This window comes from Micromonospora sp. NPDC007208 (genome assembly GCF_042869175.1).
Taxonomy (GTDB): Bacteria; Actinomycetota; Actinomycetes; order Mycobacteriales; family Micromonosporaceae; genus Micromonospora; species Micromonospora foliorum.
On sequence record NZ_JBIAFG010000008.1, the window covers coordinates 232,139 to 256,787 of the forward strand.

Below are 24,649 nucleotides of genomic sequence, written 5' to 3' on the forward strand. Positions count from 1 at the left end.
GATTGGGCTCCTTGCCGTTGGGCGACCGTCAACGGTCGCCTGGCATCGACGGGGGCCCGGACTGGTCACCGACCGGGAAGGCGGCGGGAGGGGTGCAGCCCTCGGCACGTCTTCGCCGACCGGCTCAGGTGACCGGGAGCGTGCCCTTCACTCCCGGCTGAAAGATAGCATGTTATCGATAACACACCGAGCCGATCGCGCCTCTCGCGCTCACGCCCCGAGCGGCCGGGCCGCCCACTCGGCGGCCACTTCTTGCAGGTCACCGGTCCGAAAAAGCGGAGGCTCGTGCAGCAGGAAGTCCCGGTGACTGATGTTCCAGGCGTACGCGCCCGCCATGGCGAAGGCCAGCACGTCACCCACGCCGATCGGCCCCGCGCTGGCCGACCGGGACAGCACGTCCTTCGGCGTGCAGAGTTGCCCGACCACTGTGACCGGCCCGCCGTCGGTGTGGGGGCCGCCGGCACCTTGTCGCGGGTGCACGGTGAATGGCTGCGCGTGCCCCTTCGCCGCCGGGGTCCGCAGGTGGTGCGTCCCGCCGGCCACCACCACGAACCACTCACCGTAGGAGCGCTTCACGTCGATGACCTCGGTGAGGTACGCCCCACAGTGGGCGGTGACCGACCGGCCCGGCTCGATGCGCAACCGCACTCCCGGGTGCCGGTCCAGGACGTCCGTCAGGGCCCGGCCGTAGCACTCCCAGTCGAACCGCGCGGCCGGGTCGGTGTAGTCGACGGTCATGCCGCCGCCGACGTCGACCTCGGCGGCGTCCACCTCGGCCGTCGCCCATTCGACCACGGCGGCGGCGACCGTCGCGGCGAGCGGTGCGTCCAGCCCGCTGGCCAGGTGCGCGTGGATTCCGCGTACGTCGATGCCGGCGGGCGGGCGGCGGGCGCACGCGATGGCGTCGGCCGGGTCCATGCCGAACGGGCTGGGTCCACCGCCCATGACCAGGCTCGCGCCCGGCGCGTCGACCGGCAGGTTCACCCGCAGCAACACCTGGGCCGACCGGCCGGCGGCGGTGGCCAGCGCGCCGAGTCGCGCCAGCTCGGCGGGCGACTCGACGTGGATGCGGTGCACCCCGGCGGCGAGAGCGGCGGCGAGGTCCACGTCGGTCTTGCCCGGCCCGGCGTACGCGGCCGGCGCCCGTCCCGGCAGCACCTCGGCCAGTCTCCGCAGCTCGCCCCGGCTGGCGGCCTCGAACCCGTCGACGATCGGGGCGAGGGTGCGCAGCACACCGGGATCCGGGTTGGCCTTGACCGCGTAGAGCAGCTCGACCGGCCGGGGCAGCGCCGCCCGGATGGCCCGGGCCTGCCCGGCCAGCGCGTCGAGGTCGTGGACGTAGACCGGTCGGGTCACCGTGGCCCACCCATCGGGTTCGGCACCGGCACGAACGGTGCGGCCCGGTCGGCGTCGCGCCGCCACCGGACCAGCAGGTTCGCCTTGGCCAGCAGCGGCTCCCCGGACAGCAGGGCGCGCAGCTCGGCCGGCTCACCGAGGTCGGCGGACACCGCCTCGACGACGGCGCGCAGCTCCTGCCACAGGAGTCGTTCGATGCCCGGCCGCGCGTCGGCGAGGGCCCCGCTGATCCCACCGAGGTGGTTGACGAACAGGCAGTAGACGATCCGGCGGTGGGCGGCCCGGGGACCGTAGCGGACCTGCGCCGGGACGCCGTCCGGCCAGGTGCCCCACCGCTCGGCGTCCAGCTTCACCCCCTCCAGGTCGCGCAGCAGCATGCGTACCGGGCGGCGGTCCCGGTCGAGCACGACGACCACGTTCTGCAGGTGCGCCTCGTGCACGACGCCGTGGCTGAGCCAGCCGCGCAGCACCGCCGGCACCAGCAGGCCGACGTACGCGCGCCACCAGGCCACCGGATCCGGTGTCCCCAGCGGCGTCGCGGCCAGCGCCGCCGCCAGCACCGGGGTGTCGCCGGGACGCAGGTGCGGGCGCAGACCGCCGCGCAGGATCGTCCCGTAGGCCTCGTCCGGGCCGGGAAGGTCGACCGTGCGGTAGGCGGGCTCGGCGAGCAGCCCCACCCCGTCCGGCAACGGCACCCCGGCCAGCAGGTCGGTAAGCGCCACCGCGCCGGTGAGTTCGTAGCGGGCGTTCTTGCGCAGGCAGTTGGTGATCCGCACGTGCAGGCTGGTCTTCACGAACAGGTCGGCCTCGGGGGCGTAGAGGGTGCGGACGCTCGCCGTGGGTCGTACCGGCACACCGGCCGCCCCCAGGTGGCGCAGCCGTGGGTGGGTGGGCGGGATCAGCGACAGCTGCCAGGGGTGCACCGGCAGGACGCGGTGCCCGCGCGGGGGCCGTGGTGGGTCGAGGGCGGCCACCAGCGGGTCGAATGGTCCGGCGTCGGCGGTGAGGTCGTCCGGTACGGCCAGCCAGTGCAGCCGGAACGCGGTGCGCAGCTCCGGCGCGTACGCCCGCCAGCTGTCCGGGTCACCGCTGCGCCACTTCGGGGTGGGGTGGTGCGGGTGGCCGAAGACAAGCGACTGCTCGGAGTCGACGTACGCGTCGATGGCGGGCTCACCGGTGGGGGTCGGATCCTCGGCCGGCCGGTCGGCCAGCAACCGGGCCACTGTGTCGCGGCTGGCCCGGACCTGCTCGACGAACTCGTCGTTCGTCAGGCCGGTACCTGTGCTGAGCTCCGCCGAGACCAGGGCGGCCAACCCGTCCGCGTCCAGGTCTGCCCACCGTCCGCCGCCGGTGCTGCGTTGGACCGGGCCGGTGTAGCGGTGCGCGCCGAGCGGCGAGACTCGCGCGACCTCGCAGCGCAGCGTGACGTCGAGGTGCCGCAGCAGCAGTCGTACCGCACCGTCGACCACTGTCGGGGTGCCGTCCGGCGGGGCCAGCTCGCGCAGCAGGCAGCCGAAGACGGCGTGGGCGGCGGCCAGGTCGGCGCGCTGACCGGTGTCGGTGGCCGGCCGGGAGCGCAACTGCGCGCTCGTCATCGTGTCTCCCGGAGGTAGTTCGGGCCGGTACGCAGGTAGTACTTGTTGATGTCGGCGCAGCCCAGCCGTTGTTTGGGCAGCAGGGTGCCGGCGGTGAGCATCGCCTTGATGGGCAACTGGGTGGCGTGCAGGACCCGTTCGGTGAAGGTCCGCACCGCCGGCCCGTCGCCCCACCGGTCCCGGGCGGCGGCGAGCCGGGGCACCAGCGCCTCGGCCGGCGTCGGCACGGGCAGACCTCGGGCGGCCAGGGCGATCAGGGGCGCGGCGGCGGCCAGGTGCAGGGTGATGGTGATGAACACGTCGGCCAACTCCTGCGGGTCACGTACCCACATCCGGTCGTCGTGCAGGGCAATGCCGCTCGGGCGGTCGTGCCGCGCGTCGAGCCGGGCGCCGTCGTTGTCCTTGTAGAGCAGGCCGACAGTGCCGTCCGGGTGCACCAGCAGGTGGATGTTCTGCGGGTGCGCCTCCAGGGCGATCCCGTGGCGTAGCCAGAGGAAGACGTGCCAGTCGAGCAGCAGGTCCAGGTAGGACTCCAGCAACGCGACGGGCCGCTGCGGGCTGACCCGTTCGAGGACCGTGCCCGCCACCGGGTCGGCGGCGGCGAGAGCCGCGACCGGCACCACCTGGACGCCGGCCAGGTCGCGCGGAAACCGGCGCAGCAGGAAACCGCGCCGCTCGTCTCCGTCGACGTGCGCCCAGGTGCTCTCGTCGGCGTGCCGGATCCGACCGGCGAAGCGGGGTTCGGCGGTGGCGATCCGGTCGAGCAGTGCGGCGACGGCCGCGCCGTCGGCGAGCGAGCCCGGTTGCAGCGTGCGTCGGTTGCGCGCGCCGAGGCTCGCGGTCGGCAGCGGCAGTTTGAGGTGCAGGTACGGGTCGTCCTCGAGCGCCACCGTCCGCATGGAGAGGGTGGGTCGTACCGGGGTCACCGGCAGGTCGGCCACCGGGAGCGCGTCGCGGGCCACGGTGATCGGATGCGCCGGCAGCAGCAGTTGGTGCGGTCGCGGCGCGGGCGGCCACCACGAGGGGAGGTCACCCGCGAGCCGGACGTCCTCGGCGGGTACGGCGTACCAGCGCAGCGCGAAGCGTGGGGCGTGCTCCGGGGCGTACCGGAGCAGTTCGTCGTCGCGGAGACCGTGCCGGCACCTGTCGGTGGGGTAGACGGGGTGGCCGTGGTGGGCGGCGAGCACGTCGTCCAGGAGCGCCGCCGGCAGGCCGGTCGGGGTGAGCGCGCGTTCGGCGGCCACCTCGGTGAGCACCCGAGCCCGGTTGCGGGCGGCGAGCCGTCGGGCCCGCAGGTCGGCGCGGCACTCGACGCCGAAGTCCCGCCAGCCGGCCTCGGCCTCGGCGTTGTCCCGCGGGGCGAGCAGTGTCAACAGGCCGTCCAGCGTCTCCGTACGCTGCGGGTCGCCGTCGCCGACCACCAGCAGCACCACCGGCGCGGCGCTGCGCAGGGCCTGCTGGAACCCGTCGGCGCGGACCGGAATGCGCAGCAGGCCAGCAGGGTGCGGCACCTGCCACCAGTCGGGCCCGTCCGCTCGGCCGGCGCTGCGCAGACCGAGGTGGTCCTCGCGGAGCAGGGCGTCGAGCACCCGGGCGAAGACCTCCCGCTCGCAGTCGTCGCTCACTCGACGATGGTCCACTGGAGGTCGCCGCGGAGGGCGGCCAGCGACTGCCCGACGGTGCGCTCGTCGGGGCCGATCCCGTGCAGCACGGCGAGGTAGTCGCGGTTCGTGCCGGTGTGCTCGGCGGTGCGGCCCACCTCGCGCAGCGGACGGCAGCCCAGCCGGACGTCGCCGTCGACGGTGTCGAGCGGGCCCGGTGCGGCGACGAGACGGCCGGACCGGTCCGCGCAGACGTACTCGACCTGGGCGTAGCGGTCGACGGTGTGGGGCAGGCCGAGGGCGGCCAGCGGCTCGCCGAGGTGCAGCCGGATGACGTACTCGAACAACGGCACACCGAGCAGGTCGGCGAGGATCAGGTCCATCCGGTCGCCGATGAGGCGGTAGTTCACCTCGATGAGCCGGACCCGGCCGTCGGAGACGACGTACTCGGTGTGGCAGGCGCCGAAGCCGACCCCGAGCGCGTCGAGCCGCGCCCGCAGCTGGGTACGCGCCTGCTCCGTCGGGGGCGACCAGGCGAGGCTCTCCTCGGTGAAGGTCGGTGGCGGGCCGAGGCCGGTGCGCCACCCGCCGAGGGAGGCCAGCTCGGTGCCGTCGCCGAGGGTCTCGAAGGTCCGCAGTTCGCCGTCGAGGTACTCCTCGACCACCAGGGCCACGTCCGGACGGCGGCCACGGATCTCGGCCACCCGGACGGCCAGCTCGGCGTGGTCGGCCACCAGGTACGCGTCCTCACTGGCCACCCCCTCGCGGGGTTTGACCACCGCCGGGAACATCGCGGTCGGCACGTCCGGCGCGGCGCCGGGGTCGACGGTGACGGTGCGTACCAGATCGAGGCCCGCAGCGGCGACCGCCCGGCGGGCCGCGGCCTTGTCCTTGCAGAGACGGGCGGCGTCCGGGTCCTTGCCGGGCAGGCCGAGCTTTCGGGCGGCGATCGCGGTGGCCTCCTGGAGATGGTCGCTGTTGGACAGTAGCGCCACCGGTCGGGTCGGTGCCGCCGCCGCGACCACCGCGGCCGCGTCGCGGACCGCGCAACGCGCCACCCGCACGCCCGCCGGCCATTCGCCCGGCCGGTCGGTCAGCACGGTGGCCGACAGCCCGAGCGACGCCGCCGCCGGGAGGAACCCGTCCAGGACGGCGTCGGTGGGGTTGAGCGCGGTCAGGTAGAGCCGCATACCGCCTCCGTCGACTACCACGATGTCACTATTAGGGTAGCCTACCCTTATTAGGCGGATTTGGTGCGGTCTGCCCGGTGTAGCAACCCGGCGGCCACCAGGCCGCCGACCAGCACCGCAGCCGCGCCCACCAGCTGCCCCGTCTCCAGCGCCGAGGCGAAGGCGACCGTCACGGCCTGCCGTTCGGCCCCTTCGCGGGCGGCGGCGAGAGCCGCCGGAAACGATCCGGCACCGGCCAGGGCCGCCGGCAGTAGCGCCGCGAACCGGGCGTTCAGCACGGCGCCCAGCACCGCGATGCCGAGGCTGCTGCCGACCTCGGTCATGGTGCCGTCGACCCCCGCGCCCGCGCCGGCCTTGGTCGCCGGAATCGCGCTCATCACGGCCTCGACGATGGCCGGGTTGGCCAGCGCGCAACCGACACCCATGACGAGCAGCCCGACGAGCAGCACCCCGTACCCGTCGGACGGAAAGAGGGTGACCAGCGCGAGACCAGCCGCGAGCAGCGTCATACCGACGGCGATGGCGACCGCCAGGCCGAGCCGGCGGATCACGCTCGCGACGACACCACTGACGTTGAGCAGCACGATGGACAGCGCGAAGGGCGCCATCCGCAGGCCGGCCTCCCAGGCGGGGTACCCACGGACGAACTGGAGGTGCTGGGTGAGCAGGAACAACGCTCCGGTGGCGCCGAACGTGATCAGCACGACCCCGGAGATCGCACCGACGAAGCGCCGGTCCCGAAAGAAGCCCATGTCCAGCATCGGGTGCGCGGTCCGTCGCTCCCACCGCACGAAGATCCCGAGCAGGAGTACGCCGACGACCGCGGCGCCGATCACCTCGGTCGACGCCCACCCGCGCTCCGGGCCGGAGATGATCGCCCAGACCACCGCGGTCAGGCCGGCGGTGGAGAGCACGGCGCCGAGCACGTCGAGTCGGCCGCCGGCCGGTCCACGGGACTCGGGCACCAGCGCGCGTCCGACGAGCAGGCAGACCAGCACGATCGGCACGTTCATCAGGAAGATCGCGCCCCACGGCAGGTGCGCGAGGATCGTGCCGCCGATCGGTGGCCCGATGGCGAAGCCCAACGCGCTGGTGGCGGCCCAGATGCCGATCGCCCGGGATCGCTCGGCGGCATCGAAGACCTGCATCGCCACCGCGAGCGTCGCGGTGACCAGCAGCGCGCCACCGACACCCATCCCGGCCCGCGCGGCGATCAACTGCCCGCTGGTGCTGGCGAGACCGGCGGCCAGCGAACCGACCCCGAACAGGACGAGCCCGGCGAGCAGCATCTGGCGGCGGCCGTACCGGTCGGCGGCGCTACCGGCGGTCAGCAGCAACCCGGACAACACCAACGCGTACGCGTTGATCATCCACTGCACCTCGGCGGTGCTGGCACCCAACTCGGTGGTGAGCACCGGCACCGCCACGGTCAACACGGTGTTGTCCAGCACCACGACCAGTTGCGCGACGCACAGCACGGCCAGGATGAGCCATCGCTGTGGCAGTCGTGCCGGTGTCGCGGTGTCGGTGGCCGGCTGGACGGTGGTCACGCCACCGCCTTGGCGCCGTCCACTGCGGGCTGCTCGGCCGCCGGGCCGACGGTCGACTGCTCGGCCGCCGGGTCGGTGGTGGGGCCGGGCCGGTGTGGGAACCGCCGCTGGTGCGCGAGGCCGAGGGCGACGCCGGCGGCCACCAGCACGATGGCCGCGACCGCGACCGCCGGGTAACCGACCCGGTCGGCCGCCGCGAGACCGATGGACGCCGCCACGAACGAGCAGACCAGGCCGAACGACGACAGGACGGTGAAGTCGGTGCCACCGGTGTCGGGCCGCGAGTAGTCCATGTTGACCGTGTAGAGCACGACGTTGGCGATGGTGTACGCCACCATGAAGCAGCAGAGCGCGGCGACCGTTCCGCCCAGCGGCGCGCGGCCGTTCATCAGCGGCAACAGCAACAACGTCGACACGGTGAGCGCCACGCCGCCGACCACGAGCACGCCCCCGCGCCCGAACCGCCCGATCCCGAGCCCCGCGACCAGACCCGCCACGATGGCCGGGGCGCTGGTCACCACGCCGGTGACGACGCCGATCCGGCCCAACGACCACCCGGCGTCGACCAGAGCCGGGGTGACCAGGGCGTACGCCATGCCCGCGCCGACGTAGACCAGCGGCACCACACCGAACGTCCACCACCGGCAGCCCGGCTGGCCGAACACTGACAGCAGCGCCCGGTAGGCCGCGCCGACCCGCTCCACCCGATCGGTACGGGGAGGCTCCCGGAACCGCCACACCACCAGCAGGCCGACCGCCGTCATCGCGGCCAGCAGGCCGATCGCCGGCGCCCAGCCGAACTGGTCGTAGACCAGGACGCAGGCTCCACCACCGAGCAGGTTGCCGAGGTAGCTCGCGGCGACCTGGATGCCGTTGCCGGTCCCCCGGGCCGACTCGGCGAGCATCCGGACCGCGACGGCGTCCACGGCGATGTCCTGGGTGGCCGAGAAGAACACGTACGCGGCGCAGATCGCGATGATCGGGCCGAGCGCGTCGGCCGGGTTGGAGAACGGCAGCAGCGCCAGCAGGGCGAGCACCAGGGCGGTCTGGAGCACGAGCAGCCAGGAGCGGTAGTGGCCGCGGTGCCGTGAGCCGTACCGGTCGAGGATCGGCGCCCAGAGGAACTTGATGGGCCAGATCAGGCCGACGATCTGCAACAGCGCCAGCGTGTCCAGCGAGGTGCCGCCGTCCCGCAGGATGGCGGTGAGCCCGACGGTGATGAAGCCGACGCCGAGGTACTGGGTGACGTACAGCGCGGTCAGGGTGCCGAGCCGCCCCTTCATGCCGCTTTCCAGTAGCCGAGGGAGGTCAACCGGTCCTTGTCGACGCCAAGCGTCTTGCGGAGGTGTCGGGTGATGCCCCGGGTGGTGGCCGCCTCGCAGGCCACCCAGTAGTGGCCCGTGCCGCTGGTCGGCAGGGCGGCGCAGACCGTGTCGACGAGATGTTGACCCTCGTCGCGTCGTGGCACCCAGGTGACGTCGTGGTGCGCCCGGGCCCGCAGCGCGAGCGCCTTCTCGCCCTCGTGGGCGTACTCCAGCCAGACCGTCGCCGGGATGTCGGCACCGGCGTCGAGCAGGCTGTTCACCGCGGGCAGGGAGGCCGCGTCGCCGACCAGGTAGAGGTGCTCGGGCGCGGGGTCGGGCAGTTCGAACGCGCTGCCCTGCATGGTCGCGCTGATGGTGTCGCCGACCTTGGCCGTGGTGGCCCAGCGGGCCGCACAGCCGTCGTGGATGGCGAATTCGAGGGTGAAACGGCCGGTGCTCGGGTCCGGGTCCACCAGCGTGTACGCGCGCTGGTGGGCTCGGCCGTCGTTGTCGAACCACAGCCGGATCCACATGGTGGGGTGCACCCCGCATGTCTCCAGCAGTCCGCCCCCGTCCAGGAGGAGCCGCTGGTAGTGCCCGTCGATTGACTCGGTGCTCAGGACGGTCAACCGAAAGTCCCGACCTCCCATGGCCTTGAGGACCAGGGCCTCCCAGTTCCGTTTCACGCACCCCTCCAGGTAAGGTCATCCTTGGTTAGGGGAGGTTAACCTAAGTTGCGCCCCGGATGGAACAGAGGACAGCGCCCGATGACGTACCAGGAGAAGATCGACGGTCTCGGCGAGCTGTCGTTGGTGACCGTGGACCCGGACCGGGACGCCGCCCTCCTGCACGGTTGGGTGACCCTCCCCCGCAACTCCTTCTGGGGCATGGGTTCGCACACCCTCGACGAGGTACGCGAGATCTACGCCTTTGTGGACAGTCTGCCCACGCACCACGCGTACCTGATCATGGTCGACGGGGAGCCGGTCGGCCTCTTCCAGAGCTATCAGCCCGAGGCGGACCCGGTCGGCGAGCGCTACCCCGTCCAGCCCGGTGACGTGGGGATGCACCTGCTGCTCAGCCCCGACCGACGCCTCGCCCGCAGCCTTACCAACGCGGCCGGCCCGGCCGTCGCCCGCTTCCTGTTCCGCGACCCGACCGCGCAGCGGATCGTGGTCGAGCCGGACGTCCGCAACCACCTCGCCCTACGCCGACTGGAGATCGAGGGCTTCACCTTCGACTCGGAGATCGACATGCCGGACAAGCGGGCCCAACTCGCGTTCCTGACCCGCGCCCGGTTCGCGGAGAGGCACCCGACGCCGGCCTGACCACCGGCGCGGCCGGCGACCCTCAGCTGTTGGCGTTCCAGAAGCCGACGAGGGTGGCGGTCCACCAGGCGAGTTGCGAGATCGTGGCGGCGGCGACGCCGGGCAGCAGGACGGACCAGGGCAGCCGGCCTCGCACGGCCACGAGTCGATCCCGGACGCGGCCGAGGAACAGCCCGTTGACGCCGACCACCAGCACGGCGAGCAACTTGACCCAGACCAGCCCGGACGACGTGTCCGGCCCGAGGGCGGCCCCACTGGCGAGCAGGCCCACCAGGCCCAGCCAGATGAGCAGGTGCGCGCCGCGTGCGGCGGTCAGCACCGTGCCGAGCGGCTCCCGGCGCAGCAGCCAGCGAAGGCTGAACCAGTCCACCGTCAGCACCGCGCCGAAGCCCACCACGAGGCAGGTCAGGTGGCAGAAGAGGGCAACCATCCGCGCACCCGGCGAGAGGGTGACGTGCGGCGCGACGAGGATCGCGAGCAGCCACCCGAGACCGACAGTCAGAACCGAGGCGACGACCGCGGCGCGGCCGGCGGCGCGACGGTGGCCACCGCGCCAACCCGCCACCGACGCCGAGGCGACCGCGTCGGGCGGCGATGCGCTCGGGGGTCGGTGCGTCGCACGCCGGGCCGGACGGACGGCGTCCGACGGGACGGCACGGCGGGCGGGGCGGGACGCCCGGGACGGCGTACGGAGGTCGACGTGCAGGTCAGACATCCGCATCGGCCGATTTCCTGGGCCGCACGGTCAGCCGCCCGGTGCGGCGGTGGACGCCCCGGGCCGGTTGTCCAGCGCGCTCAGCTCGGCGGCCCGCGCCTGCTGGATCCGACCGGCGAGCGCCTTCAGCTCCGGGCTTCCCCCGGCATCCTGCTCACCCCGGCACAGCACCACGGTCTGTGCGAGGTGTGCCCGGATCAGGGCAGCCGCCTGAGACGGCACCTCGGCGTCGGACGCGGCACGCAGCTCGGCGAGGCGGGCATCGGTGACCATGCCGGGCATCTGATGCCCCTCGTGGATGTTCAGCTCCGGCACGTTGCCCGCCGCCAACAGCCCACGCAGGTCCCGCAACTCCGCCTCATGAGTCTTCCGGAGCTCGCCGAGGAGTGCCCGCAGCGACGGATCCGCGTCCGCCCGTCGGGTGTCGAGCTGGTCGATCAGCGCGAGCGCGCCCTCGTTCATCGGGATCAACAGTTGGATGAAGGCGTCGTCGGTGCCGTTGAGCACCACCGGCGCGGTCGGCGCCGCAGCGGCTGACGAGGCGGCGGCCGACGACGGCACGGGTGCCTGCTCGGTGCAGCCCCACCCCTGGCTGAGAGCGACGGCCAACGTCGTGGCGCCCAGGGTCGCGACCACGCCGACCAGCCGCCCGGCCCGGACGCGAGGCCCCGGACGCTCCGCGATCTGCTCGTCCACCCGTTCGCCGCTGCTCAACGGGCGGCCTGGAACGCGCGCCCGACCACTGTCGCCTGGGTTCCGTCGCTGAACAACCCGGACCGGTCCTTCTCCGTGGCGGGTAGCCCGAACCAGGCGTAGCGCTGCAGGTAGGGAAGCTGGCCGAGCATGGCGGTGGCCGCCGTGAGGAAGGCCGCCTGCTGCTCCTGACTGGGAAACTGCGCACCGCCCGCGCCGAAGCGCATAAGCGCGAACTCGGTCAGCCAGATCGGCTTGCGGTACCGCTGGTAGACGGCCTGTAGGTACTGCCGGAGCTGGGTCACCGCGGTGGCGGTGGTGAAGTCGGCGCCGAACCAGTGCAGCGTGATGAAGTCCACCCGGTGGCCACGGGCCTGGGCGCCGGTCATGAACCGGTCCAGCCAACCCTGCGGGTCCGGCCCGCCCCAGGCGACCGCGGGGCTGCCCAGCCGGCTGCCCGTCGCCATCAGCTGCGGCCACAGGTCCAGCGCCTGCTCGACGGTCATGTTCGCCTGCTCGGGCAGGTCCGGCTCGTTGAAGGTGAGCAGGTACGGCCCGGCGGCCTTGGCCCGGGACAGCTCCGCGGCGGTGACGTTCTCCGCGCTGCGGATCATCGGCACGAACGTCGCACCGCGCGGCGTGCTGATCCCCGGGTGCTGGGTGCCCCAGGTGTAGTACCAGCTGGCCTTGGAGTTCGCCAACGCCTGACTCGCCCCGGCGAAGTTCCACACCCCGACGCCCTTGCGGGTGGAGCTGACCGCCGGCGCGACCGGAGCCTTCGAGGAGGGCCGTGCGCTCGGCGAGGGCGCGACGCTCGGGGCGGCGACGGCGGTGGGCGCAGCAGACGGCGGCGGCGCCGCCCACGAGGGTGCGGACGGCTCGTCCGGCAGGATCACCACAGCCATGGTGATGGCCAGGACGGCGGCGGCCACACCGGCGGCGAGGGACGGCACGAGGCCGCGGGGCCGGTTCACCACGAGGTCGACGACGCGCTGGCCGCCGCCCGCATCGCTGGACACCCCACCGGGTGGGGTCGGCCCGGTGGAGTGTCCGACCGTCGGGCTCGGCGGCGCGACGGCCTGCGCGGCGGCCGCGGGGGCGGTCGCGCTCGGCAGGTGGGCGCCGAGACCCGCCGGCAGCGGCAGCAACGGCATACCGGCGAGCAGCCGGTCGATCGGCAGCAGCGTCGTTCCCAGCCGTCCACAGAACGCGCAGTCGCGGACGTGCCGAGCCAGTCGCTTGCGCCACAGCGAGCTGGGCGTGCCGTCCCACTCGGCGGTCACGGCGCCCAGGTCCGGGCAGCCGGGGCGGGCGCGGAGCGCGCGTACGACGCCGCGGGCGCTCTGGATCTGCTCCTTCATCCGGTGGATCCGCACCGCGACGTGCCCGGGTGACAACCCGAGCGCGTCGGCGACCTCGTTCCGGGTGATCTCGCCGGTCTCCTCCAACCACCACAGCGAGAGCAGTTCCTGGTCGTCCGGGTCGAGCCAGCGGGTGGCCTCGGCGACCTCACGTCGTTGGTCGGTGAGGCCGAGCCGGAGAATCGTCATTCCCGCGAAGTCAGAGGCGGGGTCGGGCACGTTGTGGATCACGTCGAGCCCGGCGTCGCGGTTGAGCGCGACGCGGCGGCGCGTCTCCCAGTCACGCACCTGGCGGATGGTGATGGCCACCAGCCAGGAACGGTATGCTGCCGGGTCGTTGAGCGCGGGCAGGTACCGGATCACCCGTACCAACGTCTCCTGGACCACGTCGTCGACGTCGGCGTGCCCACGCAGCGCGCGCCCGACGATGTTGTAAACCAGCGGGAGTGAGGCCGCGACGACGTCGTCGAGAGCGCGCTGGTCGCCCTGCCTGGCCGCGACGACCAACCCGACATCGGGCAGTGCTCGACCGGCTGACGACATGGGTCTCACTCCTCGTGTGCTCATCCGCGCGGCGCCCACGCTGGGTGCGCTGACCGCCCTCACGATCGGAGACTCGCGGCAGCGGGTGGGATTACAGAATTCCCGGGCGGCCGGTTCGCCACAAGCGACGCGGGTCCGTCGGCGGCGCATACGAGGTGGCGGCGCCGGGTATGGTGCGGGGTGTCGGTGTCGCCGGGTGCTCGCCCGTGCACAGGACACCAGCATTCGGGCGCGAGCGTGTGCGCCGAAGCGTCACCAGGTCGCACGGCCGACGTTGCCGAGGCCCCAGACGCACCCCTCTCGTAGAGACAGGATCCCTGCATGACATCGAACGACAACGGTCGACCTGCCCTGTTCCTCGCCACCTCGAACGGCGACGGGCTCGACGGGCCCGCGGTGACCTTCGACAGCAGCGAGGAGGCCATGCGGCAACTGCGCCACCCGTTCGCGGTGCAGCCGGCCCAGCCGGCCCCGAGCGCTGTCGACGCCTCGGACCAGCGCGGCTGATCCCAGCGCGCTGACCGTTCGCCGAACGCCTGGTCTCATACTTTCGGCTAGAAATTAGTCGGTCTTTCGGGTAGTGTCCGGGTCATCAAGTGAACGACATGACGCGGTGGCGAGGCCCGTGCTCGTGGCCTTGCGACAGCGCACCTTCGCCCGTACGTGCGCCCCGGCGGTAGCCGGTTCGGAGACCCTTCCGGTCGACTCGATCGACGGGCCTGCGGGAAGGACCACCCACATGGCCACCATCGTCGACAACGCGACCAGCATCGATCAGCGCACAAGCGACCAGAGCCCGGATGACCTCCTCGCCGCGCTGGCGGCTACCCCGGCGGACGACCCCCGCCGCCCGGCCGTGCGGGACCGCGCCATCGAGGCGTGGCTGCCGCTCGCCCGGCACCTGGCACGCCGCTACGGCGGACGCGGTGCACCCGACGACGACCTGGCCCAGACCGCCTTCGTCGGGCTCATCAAGGCCGTGGACAACTTCGACCACGACCGAGGTGTCGACTTCAGCGGGTACGCCATTCCCACCATCATCGGCGAGATCAAGCGGTACTTCCGGGACCGCACCTGGGCGGTACGCGTGCCCCGCCGCCTCCAGGAGCTGCGCCTGTCGATCAGCGCCGCGAACAGCGCCCTGACCCAGACCCTCGGCCGCTCGCCTACCGTCGCCGACATCGCGTCCCACCTCGACGTGACCGAGGAGACTGTCCTGGAAGGGCTGGAGGGGGCGCGCGCCTACCGGGCCACGTCGCTGTCCACCCCGACCGGGGCCGACGGCAGCCGGGAGCTCGGGGACACCCTCGGCGACGACGACCGGGCGTTCGACCTCGTCGAGATCCGCGTCGCCCTCGGCCCGGCCCTCGCCACGCTGCCGGCACGCGAACGGCAGATCCTGAGCCTGCGCTTCCACGGCAACCTGACCCAGGCCCAGATCGCCGACCGGATCGGCGTCTCGCAGATGCACGTGTCCCGGCTGATCACCCGCTCGCTGGCCGCGTTGCGCCTCCAGCTCAGCGAGGACATCGCCGCCTGAGCCCGTTCAGAGTTGGATGACGTGGCCCACCCGTGGCGGCGTACGACCGGCGAGGACGTCGAGCCACGCGTGTTGCAGCGCCGCCGGCCCGGCACCCACCCGGACGTCCAGCCACCCGCTCACCACGGCGGCGAAGCGTTGCCAGGCCTCGGTGAACCGTTGGTCGAGCCCGTCGCGGCCCCAGTCGTGGCTGCGCTTGCGCATCTGCACCGGCGCGAAGAACACCTCCTCGGCGGCGTCGGCGTTCGGCGTCTGGTTGGTGAGCCCGACCGCGATGTCCCGGACGAGCCGGTCCCCGAGGCGCCGACGCAGGGCGGCACGGGTCGAGGGCGCGCCGGACAGGTCGAGGTAGACGGTCGGGACCACGTCGAGGGCGTCGATGTCGTCGTACGACACGACCTCGTCGTAGCAGCCGAGCGACCGGGTGAACGCCAGGTTGCCGGGTGAGGTGAGACCGACCAGGCGCGGCCCGCGCCGGTGCAGCTCGAACGCGGCGGCGTACGCGGTCTTGCTCGATGCCGATGACACCAGCAGCGTCTCGGCACCGTAGAAGTCGTTGTCGACGACCTGGTCGGCCAGCATGAACGAGGTGAAGAACAGCGGCCGGAACAGGATCAGCAGATCCTCCTGGTCGCGCTGGTACGCCGGGTCGCCGCTGGTCGACCGGTACGCGTTGTACGGCGACGGCAGCTCGGCCCGGTGCGGGCTCGCCTCCCGGAACCCGGACGCGTCCACCCGGTCCGGCCGCACCACCAGGTGACCGGCGGGCGGGAGGTAACCGTAGATCCGTTGCCCCACCTCGACCCCGGTCACCGCCGAGGCGACCACCTCGGCGAAGCCCCAGAGCGGCGGGAGGCCCCACTGCGGCCCGAGCCCCTGCGCCGCCGGCGGAAAGAACTGCCAGTAGCGCATCGAGTCGCCGAGCACCGCGTACGTCACGTTGTTGGCGGTGAGACCGACGCGATCCACGCGCAACAGCGCCTCGCCCTCGGCCACGGCGGGGGTGGAGCCATCGACGAGCGTGGTCTGCGCGAGGTCGTCACGCGCCACGGCGAAGGTCCATGAGTCAGCCATGAGGTGACGCTAGACAGCCCCGCAATCGGAGACAAGTGCACTGCGAGTGCAAAATCCCACTGCGGGGTTCGCGGGTCGGCGACGCGGCGGCGCGGTCAGGGGTTGGTGCCGGCGGCGAGGTCGCGGAGGTGCGCGAGCGGCAGGTGCGGTGGCCGCCACTCCACGAACAGGGCCGTCGCGTCGTCCTCGAGCTGGTCGTCCTGGTAGCCGACGACCGCGCGGACCAGACGACGCATCGTCTCCGGGCTGGGCAACCGGTCGTTGAGGGCGCGGTTGACGAAGTCGACGAGCCGGTCCAGCCCGAACTGCTCACCCTCCGCGCTCCGGGCGTCGGTGATGCCGTCGGTGTAGGCGAGAATGCGGTCACCGGGGTGCAGATTCTCCTCGTGTACCCGCGGTCGGTGCGGGGACAGGTGACCCAGGCCGAGCGGCAACATGGTCGGCCCCGGCAGCTCCCGAACGGCCTTGCCGTCGCGCAGCAACATCGCACCGGGATGCCCCGCGTTGATGATGCTGAGGTGGCCGGTCCGACGGTCCAACTCGATCAGCAAGCCGGTCGCGAAGAAGTTCGGGTGCTCGGACCGCACCCACCGGTCGATGCTGATCGCCGTGTCGACCAGGTCGAGGCCGCACCGACGGGCGTTGCGGTACGCGCTGACCACCAGCGAGGCCAGGGTGCTCGCCTTGATGCCGTGCCCACAGGTGTCGAAGAGCCCGACGCTGAGCACGTCATCGTTCAACGCGTAGTCGAAGATGTCGCCGCCGACGTCGTAGCACGGTTCGAGGATCGCGGTGACCACCAGGTCGTCGGTGGCGAAGGTCAGGGGCGGGAGCAGGCCCCACACGATCTCGGCCGCGACCTGCATCGGCATCCGCCGCCGCATCCGCTCGACCACGTCACCGTAGAGCCGGCGGTTGACCAGGATCTGGGCGATGTTGACCGCCACCTCCCAGGCCGGACCGTCCATCGTCTGGTCGGCGGCGGCCGGCGAGACGATCTCCAGTACGCCCATCCGCTCACAGCCGAGCAGCAGGGGCACCCAGACCCGGTCCGGGTTGTCGGGCGCGCGCTGGATGTCGAGGGTGGTGAAGGCCCGGCCGGCGAGCGTCGTCTCGATCGGCAACTGGTCCCGGTCGAGACCCGCGCCGAGCAGCGGCACGAGGAGGGTCTGCGTGTAGTCGGCCAGATAGATCACGATCTCGCTGGCGTCGAACGCCGGCGCCGCACGGGCGACCAGCTGCGACACCTCGTCCGGGCCACCCCGGGGCGCGTTGAGCTGCAACCAACGCACCACCTCGCCGACGTCGGCCACGCTCCACCTCCCCCTGTCCAGCGGTGAGGCTACCCCGCCCCAGCGCATTCTCCGCCCGCCCCGACCATCGCGCCGAGGAGCGCGGACAGCGGCACGGTGGCGAATCCCACTCGGGCGTCACTCGCCCCGTACGGCATCCACAGCTCACCGTCGTGCACGAGCGCGCCGCAGGAATAGACGACGTTCGGTACGTACCCGTCCCGGTCGTTCTCGTCGGGTGCGAGAAGCGCACCGGGCAGGTGGGCGACGACCCGCTCCGGTGTGTGCAGGTCGAGCAGGAGCGCACCGATCGCGTACCGCCGCATCGGCCCGACACCGTGGGTGAGCACGAGCCAGCCGACGTCGGTCTCGATCGGTGATCCGCAGTTGCCGACCTGGATCAACTCCCAGCTCTCGCCCGGTGCGTGCAACGGGGTCGGAGTCTGCCAGCGGTTCTCGCCGTCCAGGGCGGTCAGGCCGATGGTCTCGCCGTCGGCACGGCAGAGCGCCAGGTGCCGGCCGCCGACGGTACGCGGAAACAACGCGAGCCCCTTGTTCCGGGCACCCGGCCCGCGCATCGGGGTCATCTCGAACCGGCGCAGGTCGTCGCTGGCCAGTGCGCGGGTGGCGATGTTCCGGCCGTCGTAGGCGGTGTAGGTGGCCCGGTACACCGGCCCGGACTCGTCGACGAAACGGACGAACCGCGCGTCCTCCATGCCGTTGCTCTCCGCCGGGGTGGCCGGCCACAGCACCCGTTGGTGCAGGACCGTGTCCGCGGGGAAGGCAGTGGCGTAACTACCGGCGTTGGTACGACGCAGTTGTTCGACGGTCCCCAACCCGGTGCTGCGGGAGAGCAGATCGGGTGGCAGGTTGCCGAGCACCCGCTCGAAGGCGGCCTCGTCGTACCACTCGGGCAACGCGTCAAGCACCGTGGCCGCGACCTCGTTGTCGCAGTCCTCCTCGGCCAGGCCGGCAACGAGCAGGTCCCGGCGGTGCCGTACGCCCGTCCGCTGCCCGACGGCCAACGGCCCGGTCCGATCGGCGATCGTGAGCTGTTTCCCCGGTCCGACGATCGCGGTGGCGAAACCGATCGAGGACACGTGACCCTCGCCGACCTGGCGCAGGCTGACGGCGACGCGCAGCTGCCCGGGGCCGAGGTCGGTCTGGTCCGGGTGGGCCACCATCGACGGGTTGCACAGGGCGGCGGCCTCGACGGCGTACTCGTGGCTGAAGTAGGCGCCGACCAGCAGCCGGCTGTTCGGCGAGAGGTCCCGGGCCCGCGCGGCGCGGTGCCGGACCAGGTCGTAGTGGTGGTGGAAGGTGCCGGCCAGGTCGCGGTGCCGGGCACCGAACCGGTCCAGGGTGTCCCGCAGCAGCCGGGCGGTTTCCTCGTCGTCGAGGTGCGCGACCCGGTCGATGAGCGCCTGCGCGCGGGTGCGTACCACCGCGGCGTCCTCACCGGGAACGAAGAGCTTGACGATGACGCGGCGTGGATCCGGGGTGAGGGTGATGTCCTGCCGGACGGCCAGGCTCCGGGTCACGACCACCGCCGCGCGTGCTGCAGGGTGGAGATGAGCGCGAGGGTGGACTCGGCTCCCTGGTTGAGGTTGGGCCCGTGCGCGGTCAGCCCGTCGTAGCCGCCGCCGGTCGCCGGATCCCACATCGGCGTGCCGAGGTCGTTGTCGCCGAGGAACCACCCGACAGCCTGCCGCACCTCGTTGTCCCACTCGGGGTCCCCGGTGACCGCGGCCGCCGTGGCGCAGGCATCGGCGAAGGCGGCGACCTCGATCGGCTGCTGGTCGTGCCGCAGTCGTACGGCGCCGCGCCGCCAACCCCCGGCGGGTACGACCGAAAGCCGCCCGTCGCGGAGCTGGACATCGCGCAGCCAGGTCAACATGCGCAGGCCGTCGTCGAGAGGTGGGCCACCCTCGCGAAGCTGGCTCGCGGCGATGACCACTTCGGCGAGGGCGGCGTTGGCGTACGTCAGCTCCTGCCGTGGCCACGGCCAGCCCGGATCGGAGGCCGGCGGGCCGATCGTGCTGGCCGCGTCAGCGAGCAGGGACGCGGCGGCGACGTGGCCCGGGTGGCGACGGAGCACCTCGACCGCACCCAGACCGGCGAAGGCCATCGTGTGCGGGGCCTTGGCCCGCCGGGTGGCACCCCGGCTGAAGGCGACAAGCGCCTCCTCTCGTACCCATGGGGCGGGGCTGCGGGCGACGGCCGTGCCCAGGCCCCACAGAGCTCGACCCCACCAGTCGCCGAGCCCTGGTTCGTCGACCCAGCGGCGGTCGTGCCCGAGCCGGTTGCGGAACGCGCCGCCGGCGTCCTGCGCGTGGGTCAGGAACGCCAGGTATCGCTCCGCCAGCCGGAGCAGCTCCTCGCTCGGCTCCGGCTCGCGGCTGACGACCACCAGGCCACGGGCCACGTCGTCGGTGCAGTAGCCATGCTCACGCCGGGCGATGGCGTGCCGTGCGTGCTCGAACAGACCGGTGTCGTCGCTGAGCCGAGCCAGGTGCGCGAAGCTCGGCGCTGGTGCCGTCCCCCAGCGCCCACCCGTCGACGTCCGGGGGCGTCCGGTGGTCGCCGTCACGCCGGCACGGCGCTGGCGGCGGGCGAGCGGGCGTCGACGAGCTCTTCGGCGAGGGCGCCGTAGCGCGCCGCCACCGCGGGCCACCGCAGGTGCGCGGCCAGCGGACGAACCCGCCCGGCCAACCGGGCGGTCAGGCCCGGTTCGATCAGGACCCGCCGGATCGCCTTGGCCAGTGCCGCCGGGTTCTGGTGGGGTACGACCAGACCGGGCCCACCGGTCAGCAGCTCGACGGCGTGCGGGAACGCCGTCGCCACGACGGGCACCCCGGCGGCCACCGCTTCGATGAGTACGCCGGAGGTGACCTGTTCGCGGGAGTCGTAGGGCAGGACGACCACGTCGGCGGAGCGGATCAAGCGGCCCAGCGCCTCCTGGTCGTGGTAGACGTCCTGGTAGTCGACGGCGTGCGCGACGCCCAGCTGGGCACCGAGCTGGTGCAGCCCCGCCCGGTACGCCTCACCGTGGTGCTCGATCACCTTCGGGTGGGTCCGCCCCGCCACCGTGTAGGTGGGAGTCGGTTCCAGATCCTGCAACCGCGCCAGGGCCCGCAACGACCACTCGATGCCCTTGCCCGGCCCGAGCAGCCCCCAGGTCAGCAGGTGCGGGCGGGTACGCCTGTCGACGGGTACGCCGGCGAGCTCGGCCGCGCCGTGCGGGATCACCGTCACCTTGCCCGCTGGCACGGCGTACCCGACGAGCAGCCGGTCGCGGGCGGTGTCGGTCATCGTGACGACCGCCCCGGCGGTCGCCACGATCTGCTCCAACAGGGATTTCTGCCGGGCCGAGGGCTGGCTGAGCACGGTGTGCAGGACCACGATGCTCGGCACGCTGAGCCGCCGCAGCAACGGCAGGACCTCCTCGCCGTCGGTGCCGGGGTAGATGCCGTACTCGTGCTGGACGATCGCCACGTCGTACGCGTTCAGAGCGGCCGCCGCCTCCCGCCAACCGGCCGGGTTCCGCGCCGACCAGGTGTGCACCACCCCGGGTGCGGGCCGCTGGTCGTCGCCGTGATCGGTGACCCGGACGATGCCGCCGCGGGTGCCGTCGGCGGTCAACTGGGCGGCGAGGGCCGCGTTCAAGGTGGCCAGCCCGCACCGGGTCGGTGGGTGGGTGCTGAGGAATCCGTAGCTGAGCATGAACGTCGGGCCTTCCGGTTGTCGGCCACCGCAGGAGTACGGGGTGAGCCTCACGCGGGAACGGCGTACGCCGGTCAGCGTGTGTGACCGGCGGAACGGAGAGCGGTGCGGTTCAGTCAGTTGCGGACGAGCTTGTCGTAGACGGCCAGATAGTCGGTGACCATCCGGTCCGCGCCGAAGCGCTCCAGAGCCCGCGCCCGACACTGCGCCCGGTCGAGGCCGGCGACCCGGGTGATCGCTTCGACGGCCTGGTCGACGGTGGAGACGAGGAGACCCGTCACCCCTTCGTCGACGACCTCGGGCATGGACCCCCGCTTGTAGGCGACGACCGGAGTGCCACAGACCATCGATTCCACGACCGACAGCCCGAACGGCTCGTCGAAGGCGATCGGGTGCAGCAGTGCGGCGCTGTCACCCAGCACCTCGGCACGCCGCCGCGGACCCACCGACCCGAGGAAGACGACCTGATCGCCGTCGATGTGCGGGGCGACCTCTTCGGCGAAGTACCGCTCGTCCTGCACGATCCTGCAGATGGTCAGGGGTCGGCCGGCGCGGCGGGCGATCTCGATCGCGGTGTGGGTGCCCTTGTCCGGGTGGATCCGGCCGAAGGCGGCCAGCCCCGGGCCGGCCTCGTTGGTGAACGGCAGTCCGTCGACGTCGACGCCGTGGTACACCGTGGCCACGTAGTCCAGCTCGGGCGCCCGGTCGGCGTCGGAGATCGACACGTACGACGAGCGGGCTCGGCCATAGGCGGGCAGGATCCCCGCGCCGGAGAAGCCGTGCACTGTGGTCAGCAGCGGCGCGCGGCAGTGTTCCGCGAACGCCAGGGGCAGCCAGTCCAGGTGACTGTGCACCAGGTCGAACTGCGCCGAGCGGGCCATCGCGTGCGAGACGTGCATCGCCTCCCACACCCGACCGTCCAGGTCGGGGTCGTCCGCGTACCCCCGTGGGCAGACTCCGTCGAGTTGGGCGGATGTCACGGAATCCAGTGTCGCGAACAGCGTCACATCGACCCCGCGGCTGACCAGCCCCTCGGCGAGCAGGCCGGTCACCTGCTCCCACGGGCCGTAGTGGTGTGGGGGTGTACGCCAGGCGATCGGTCCGAGCAGCGCAATCCTCAAGGGGAGGACGCGTCGACGAGATCAGCTGGGTTGAGGTTCAGGGTGGCGAGCAGCCCAGAGTGCTTGGCCGGGTCCACGCGCTCCGGCAGCTCGCGCTCGACCCAGTCGGCCCGGGCCTGCTGGCCCCGGTCGCGAAGTGCGGTGACGATCCGGTCTCTGGCGATCCTCATCTGGTACTCCCTAACTAAGGCGTTCGGAACAATTGGCACGAAGGGTGACCTGCGTGCGCGCGTCGGGCAACCGACTGCCGGACGCCGACGATGCGATGGCCGGCCGGTCGGGACGCGAATAGCGATCAGCCGACACGACCGGTGCGTCGCGGCGATGGAGAAGATGAGCGGTAACGCCCCTGGCGGGCTGGTGGCGACGGCGTCTGGCGGCCACCGGGGTCCCCCGGGCGACATGTTCACCGTACGCCCTCGCGGCGGCCCGCCGCACCAGCGCCCTGGACGGGGCCGGAGGTCAGGGCTCCAGCACCACCTTGCCGGCCCGGCTGCGATTCTCGGCGAACACCAGTGCCGCGGAGACCTCGCTGAGGGGGTAGCGGGCGGCGATCTGCGGCACGATCATGCCCTGCCGCAGCAGGTCGAGCACGACGCCGAGGTCGGTGCGCAGGCGACGACGGAACGCGGCACGCCGGGTGAGCCGACCGGCCCAGAAGTTGTAGAAACCAGCCCGGTGGCCGTTGGGCAGCGCGTTCCAGGTGTAGAGGCGGGTCAGCAGCTTCGCGAAGACCCACACGACCGACTGCCCGGTGCCCACGGCGGCGGCGTTGCCGTAGACGACCAGCTTGCCGCCGGGGGCGAGCAGGGCGTACGAGGTGCGTACGCCCGGGCCGGCGACCGGGTCGAAGACTGCGTCGACGCCACCCGGCGACAGTTCGCGGACCCGCGCGGCCATCTCCGGGTCGCGGTAGTCGAGCGGTTCGACGCCGAGTTCGCGCAGCCCGGCGTGGTGCCGTGCCGCGGCGGTGCCGATGACCCGCAGGCCGAGGTGTCGGCCGAGTTGGACGAGCACGCTCCCCACGCCGCCGTTCGCGCCGTGCACGAGGATGGTCTGCCCGGCCGTCAGGTCGGCGTCCCGCAGCATCTGCCAGGCGGTCACCCCGTTCACGACGACGGTCTCGGCCGCGGCAGGGTCCAGACCCACGGGTACGGGGGCCAGGACGTCGATGTCGACGAGCGCGTACGTGGCCCAGGCGCCGGTCTTCGTGACCGCCGCCACCCGGGTGCCGACCAGCGCGTCGTCTCCGCCGGGACCGACCGCCCGGACGGTGCCGACGAGGTCGTAGCCGGGCACGAACGGGAACTTCGGCTGGCCGGGGTAGAGAGCGTGGCGCATCTGCTGCTCGGCGAACGAGATGCCGGTGGCCTCGACCTGGACGAGCGCCTGCCCCCGGGCGGGGACGGGCATCGCGCGCCGGTGCAGCAGGAGGCCGTCGGGCTCCACCACGCCGGGCAGGACCACTTCGGTGATCGTCGTGTCGGTGGTCATCGGAATACTCCCTTGTTTGTAAGTGTGCACTCACACACTTGTCGGGCTCGAAAAGTGGGCCGCCGAAGCGGCCCGGCAACGGGGATCGGTCAGGGGTGGCGAATGCCGGCGGTCAGGGCGCGAGCCCAGGGCTCCGGAACCTGCTCCAAGCCGGCGGTCACGATCAGGTGACACAGCTGGCCGTACGCGAAGAACTGCTGCACCTGCGCGTCGCTGGCACCGGCCCGGCTCTGCACGAAGGTCGCCACCCGGCGGTAGCCGGCCCGCACCGCCTCGGCGACCTCCGGGATGTCCGTGACGGCCTGCGCCTGCACTTGGAAGAGCAGCAGATCGCGATCGGCGATCAGCTCCGCGTAGGCACCGCCCATGGCGTCGAGGATCTCCTCCGGGCTGTCGCCCTCGGCGCGCTCCGCACCCGCCTCGATCGCGTCGGCGATCCGGTCGAAACACGCTCCGGCCGCCGCCACGAACAGGCCGAGCTTTCCGGAGAAGAGCCGGAAGACGTACGCCTCGGAGATGCCGGCGGCGGCGGCCACGGCGGTGACCGGGGTGGCGTGGAAGCCGGCGCGCGCGAACACCGACACGGCGGTGTTCAGGACGGTGACCCGGCGGGCCTCGGCGGTGGATCGCATGTTTGTAAGTGTGCACTCACAAACAAGCGTCGTCAAGCCCGCCGCTCAGCTGCCCGGGCCGGCGCCCGCCCGCCCGGGCCGTCGCCGGTGGTCACGGTGCGATGCGCAGCAGCCGGATCGCGTTGTCGTCGTAGTCGCCGAAGCGGTACCGGAGGCCGGCGAACGGGCTGCCGGGGAAGTCGCCGGTGATCGTCGCGGTCACGACGGTGCCGGCGGGGGCGTCCTCGACGTCGGTGATCTCGTACGACACCAGCGGCACGGACCGACGCCACTGGCGGATGGCCTCGATGCCCCGGTACTCGGTCGACTCGTCCTCGACCACGGCGTCCTCCGCGAAGAGGGCGAAGTAGTCGGCGGAGTCGGGCTGGCCGGCCAGCTCGAAGTAGCGGCGGATGATGGCCGGTGCGGCCTCGGTGTCGGTCATGGTTGGAGCCTTTCCGGTCGCGGCCGAGCGCCTCGTCGTATAGTTACTTCTGAAGTAGCACCTACTAACTTCGACACTAGCACCCACTCGGGAGAGGGCACGGTTGTGGCCGG

Annotated in this window: 23 protein-coding genes; 3 read left to right on the top strand and 20 right to left on the bottom strand. The window is 72.5% G+C overall.

Translation table 11 applies throughout. The annotated features are described in order from the left end of the window. Positions 1 to 210 precede the first annotated feature (210 nt). The 7 genes from ACFYL6_RS18735 to ACFYL6_RS18765 are packed head-to-tail and all read right to left on the bottom strand — an operon-like array spanning position 211 to position 9,282. Positions 211 to 1,356: an alanine racemase gene (locus ACFYL6_RS18735; RefSeq protein ID WP_387172582.1), complete on the bottom strand. Its 1,146-nt coding sequence runs from the start codon at positions 1,354 to 1,356 to the stop codon at positions 211 to 213. Beyond that, positions 1,353 to 2,951, bottom strand: coding sequence for an IucA/IucC family protein (locus ACFYL6_RS18740; protein WP_387172584.1), 1,599 nt, complete (start codon positions 2,949 to 2,951; stop codon positions 1,353 to 1,355). The genes ACFYL6_RS18735 and ACFYL6_RS18740 overlap by 4 nt, the downstream gene beginning before the upstream one ends. After that, positions 2,948 to 4,576 carry an IucA/IucC family protein gene (locus ACFYL6_RS18745; protein ID WP_387172586.1) on the bottom strand — a complete coding sequence of 543 codons (1,629 nt, stop codon included), beginning with the start codon at positions 4,574 to 4,576 and terminating at the stop codon, positions 2,948 to 2,950. Before ACFYL6_RS18745 ends, ACFYL6_RS18740 begins: the two co-directional genes overlap by 4 nt. Then, the gene (locus ACFYL6_RS18750) at positions 4,573 to 5,742 is read right to left on the bottom strand and encodes an acetyl-CoA carboxylase biotin carboxylase subunit family protein (protein ID WP_387172685.1); all 1,170 of its coding nucleotides are present in this window, start codon (positions 5,740 to 5,742) and stop codon (positions 4,573 to 4,575) included. The genes ACFYL6_RS18745 and ACFYL6_RS18750 overlap by 4 nt, the downstream gene beginning before the upstream one ends. 50 nt (positions 5,743 to 5,792) lie before the next feature. Then, positions 5,793 to 7,292, bottom strand: a complete 1,500-nt coding sequence (locus ACFYL6_RS18755) for an MFS transporter (RefSeq protein ID WP_387172588.1) — start codon at positions 7,290 to 7,292, stop codon at positions 5,793 to 5,795. After that, entirely contained in the window at positions 7,289 to 8,575 is a 1,287-nt protein-coding gene (locus ACFYL6_RS18760; RefSeq protein WP_387172590.1) for an MFS transporter, read from the bottom strand. The genes ACFYL6_RS18755 and ACFYL6_RS18760 overlap by 4 nt, the downstream gene beginning before the upstream one ends. Next, the gene (locus tag ACFYL6_RS18765; RefSeq protein ID WP_387172592.1) at positions 8,572 to 9,282 is read right to left on the bottom strand and encodes a siderophore-interacting protein; all 711 of its coding nucleotides are present in this window, start codon (positions 9,280 to 9,282) and stop codon (positions 8,572 to 8,574) included. Before ACFYL6_RS18765 ends, ACFYL6_RS18760 begins: the two co-directional genes overlap by 4 nt. 81 nt (positions 9,283 to 9,363) lie before the next feature. Here ACFYL6_RS18765 and ACFYL6_RS18770 point away from each other — a divergent pair, with 81 nt between their 5' ends. Continuing rightward, complete coding sequence (locus ACFYL6_RS18770; protein ID WP_387172594.1) at positions 9,364 to 9,924, top strand: GNAT family N-acetyltransferase; 561 nt, start codon at positions 9,364 to 9,366, stop codon at positions 9,922 to 9,924. Positions 9,925 to 9,946: 22 nt separating this feature from the next. Here the strand turns inward: ACFYL6_RS18770 and ACFYL6_RS18775 are convergent, their stop codons facing one another. The 3 genes from ACFYL6_RS18775 to ACFYL6_RS18785 are packed head-to-tail and all read right to left on the bottom strand — an operon-like array spanning position 9,947 to position 13,236. Then, complete coding sequence (locus ACFYL6_RS18775; RefSeq protein ID WP_387172596.1) at positions 9,947 to 10,645, bottom strand: hypothetical protein; 699 nt, start codon at positions 10,643 to 10,645, stop codon at positions 9,947 to 9,949. A 24-nt stretch (positions 10,646 to 10,669) separates the two neighbouring features. Continuing rightward, the gene (locus ACFYL6_RS18780) at positions 10,670 to 11,335 is read right to left on the bottom strand and encodes a DUF305 domain-containing protein (protein WP_387172598.1); all 666 of its coding nucleotides are present in this window, start codon (positions 11,333 to 11,335) and stop codon (positions 10,670 to 10,672) included. A 14-nt stretch (positions 11,336 to 11,349) separates the two neighbouring features. Continuing rightward, positions 11,350 to 13,236, bottom strand: coding sequence for a sigma-70 family RNA polymerase sigma factor (locus ACFYL6_RS18785; RefSeq protein WP_387172600.1), 1,887 nt, complete (start codon positions 13,234 to 13,236; stop codon positions 11,350 to 11,352). Between the two features lie 321 nt (positions 13,237 to 13,557). On the opposite strand from ACFYL6_RS18785, the gene ACFYL6_RS18790 reads away from it, so the two are divergent. After that, positions 13,558 to 13,743, top strand: a complete 186-nt coding sequence (locus ACFYL6_RS18790) for a hypothetical protein (RefSeq protein WP_387172602.1) — start codon at positions 13,558 to 13,560, stop codon at positions 13,741 to 13,743. Positions 13,744 to 13,975: 232 nt separating this feature from the next. Beyond that, positions 13,976 to 14,776 (top strand): SigB/SigF/SigG family RNA polymerase sigma factor, encoded by an 801-nt coding sequence (locus tag ACFYL6_RS18795; protein WP_387172604.1) that lies wholly within the window; start codon positions 13,976 to 13,978, stop codon positions 14,774 to 14,776. A 6-nt stretch (positions 14,777 to 14,782) separates the two neighbouring features. On the opposite strand, the gene ACFYL6_RS18800 is transcribed toward ACFYL6_RS18795, so the two are convergent. The 10 genes from ACFYL6_RS18800 to ACFYL6_RS18845 form a co-directional block, all read right to left on the bottom strand. Then, complete coding sequence (locus tag ACFYL6_RS18800) at positions 14,783 to 15,850, bottom strand: DUF2855 family protein (RefSeq protein ID WP_387172606.1); 1,068 nt, start codon at positions 15,848 to 15,850, stop codon at positions 14,783 to 14,785. A gap of 95 nt (positions 15,851 to 15,945) precedes the next feature. After that, on the bottom strand, positions 15,946 to 17,163 hold the full coding sequence (locus ACFYL6_RS18805) for a PP2C family protein-serine/threonine phosphatase (protein ID WP_387172608.1): 1,218 nt from the start codon (positions 17,161 to 17,163) through the stop codon (positions 15,946 to 15,948). Positions 17,164 to 17,192: 29 nt separating this feature from the next. Then, positions 17,193 to 18,683, bottom strand: coding sequence for a glycoside hydrolase family 130 protein (locus ACFYL6_RS18810; RefSeq protein WP_387172610.1), 1,491 nt, complete (start codon positions 18,681 to 18,683; stop codon positions 17,193 to 17,195). After that, positions 18,680 to 19,732 carry a glycosyltransferase gene (locus ACFYL6_RS18815; protein ID WP_387172611.1) on the bottom strand — a complete coding sequence of 351 codons (1,053 nt, stop codon included), beginning with the start codon at positions 19,730 to 19,732 and terminating at the stop codon, positions 18,680 to 18,682. Before ACFYL6_RS18815 ends, ACFYL6_RS18810 begins: the two co-directional genes overlap by 4 nt. Then, positions 19,729 to 20,865: a glycosyltransferase gene (locus ACFYL6_RS18820; RefSeq protein ID WP_387172687.1), complete on the bottom strand. Its 1,137-nt coding sequence runs from the start codon at positions 20,863 to 20,865 to the stop codon at positions 19,729 to 19,731. Before ACFYL6_RS18820 ends, ACFYL6_RS18815 begins: the two co-directional genes overlap by 4 nt. A gap of 116 nt (positions 20,866 to 20,981) precedes the next feature. Continuing rightward, complete coding sequence (locus tag ACFYL6_RS18825; RefSeq protein ID WP_387172613.1) at positions 20,982 to 21,986, bottom strand: glycosyltransferase family 4 protein; 1,005 nt, start codon at positions 21,984 to 21,986, stop codon at positions 20,982 to 20,984. After that, the gene (locus ACFYL6_RS18830; protein WP_238661919.1) at positions 21,983 to 22,156 is read right to left on the bottom strand and encodes a hypothetical protein; all 174 of its coding nucleotides are present in this window, start codon (positions 22,154 to 22,156) and stop codon (positions 21,983 to 21,985) included. The genes ACFYL6_RS18825 and ACFYL6_RS18830 overlap by 4 nt, the downstream gene beginning before the upstream one ends. A gap of 292 nt (positions 22,157 to 22,448) precedes the next feature. Then, positions 22,449 to 23,480: a medium chain dehydrogenase/reductase family protein gene (locus tag ACFYL6_RS18835; RefSeq protein WP_387172615.1), complete on the bottom strand. Its 1,032-nt coding sequence runs from the start codon at positions 23,478 to 23,480 to the stop codon at positions 22,449 to 22,451. Positions 23,481 to 23,569: 89 nt separating this feature from the next. Next, positions 23,570 to 24,112 carry a TetR/AcrR family transcriptional regulator gene (locus ACFYL6_RS18840; protein WP_387172617.1) on the bottom strand — a complete coding sequence of 181 codons (543 nt, stop codon included), beginning with the start codon at positions 24,110 to 24,112 and terminating at the stop codon, positions 23,570 to 23,572. Between the two features lie 91 nt (positions 24,113 to 24,203). Beyond that, entirely contained in the window at positions 24,204 to 24,536 is a 333-nt protein-coding gene (locus ACFYL6_RS18845; RefSeq protein ID WP_387172619.1) for a nuclear transport factor 2 family protein, read from the bottom strand. Positions 24,537 to 24,649: the final 113 nt, after the last annotated feature.

What these genes read in the sequence shown, in the direction of transcription:
- ACFYL6_RS18740 (WP_387172584.1), bottom strand. Translation starts at nt 2,951, where the DNA reads ATGACGAGCGCGCAGTTGCGCTCCCGGCCGGCCACCGACACCGGTCAG.
- ACFYL6_RS18750 (WP_387172685.1), bottom strand. Translation starts at nt 5,742, where the DNA reads ATGCGGCTCTACCTGACCGCGCTCAACCCCACCGACGCCGTCCTGGAC.
- ACFYL6_RS18760 (WP_387172590.1), bottom strand. Translation starts at nt 8,575, where the DNA reads ATGAAGGGGCGGCTCGGCACCCTGACCGCGCTGTACGTCACCCAGTAC.
- ACFYL6_RS18770 (WP_387172594.1), top strand. Translation starts at nt 9,364, where the DNA reads ATGACGTACCAGGAGAAGATCGACGGTCTCGGCGAGCTGTCGTTGGTG.
- ACFYL6_RS18775 (WP_387172596.1), bottom strand. Translation starts at nt 10,645, where the DNA reads ATGCGGATGTCTGACCTGCACGTCGACCTCCGTACGCCGTCCCGGGCG.
- ACFYL6_RS18785 (WP_387172600.1), bottom strand. Translation starts at nt 13,236, where the DNA reads ATGTCGTCAGCCGGTCGAGCACTGCCCGATGTCGGGTTGGTCGTCGCG.
- ACFYL6_RS18790 (WP_387172602.1), top strand. Translation starts at nt 13,558, where the DNA reads ATGACATCGAACGACAACGGTCGACCTGCCCTGTTCCTCGCCACCTCG.
- ACFYL6_RS18795 (WP_387172604.1), top strand. Translation starts at nt 13,976, where the DNA reads ATGGCCACCATCGTCGACAACGCGACCAGCATCGATCAGCGCACAAGC.
- ACFYL6_RS18800 (WP_387172606.1), bottom strand. Translation starts at nt 15,850, where the DNA reads ATGGCTGACTCATGGACCTTCGCCGTGGCGCGTGACGACCTCGCGCAG.
- ACFYL6_RS18820 (WP_387172687.1), bottom strand. Translation starts at nt 20,865, where the DNA reads ATGCTCAGCTACGGATTCCTCAGCACCCACCCACCGACCCGGTGCGGG.
- ACFYL6_RS18830 (WP_238661919.1), bottom strand. Translation starts at nt 22,156, where the DNA reads ATGAGGATCGCCAGAGACCGGATCGTCACCGCACTTCGCGACCGGGGC.
- ACFYL6_RS18835 (WP_387172615.1), bottom strand. Translation starts at nt 23,480, where the DNA reads ATGACCACCGACACGACGATCACCGAAGTGGTCCTGCCCGGCGTGGTG.
- ACFYL6_RS18840 (WP_387172617.1), bottom strand. Translation starts at nt 24,112, where the DNA reads ATGCGATCCACCGCCGAGGCCCGCCGGGTCACCGTCCTGAACACCGCC.
- ACFYL6_RS18845 (WP_387172619.1), bottom strand. Translation starts at nt 24,536, where the DNA reads ATGACCGACACCGAGGCCGCACCGGCCATCATCCGCCGCTACTTCGAG.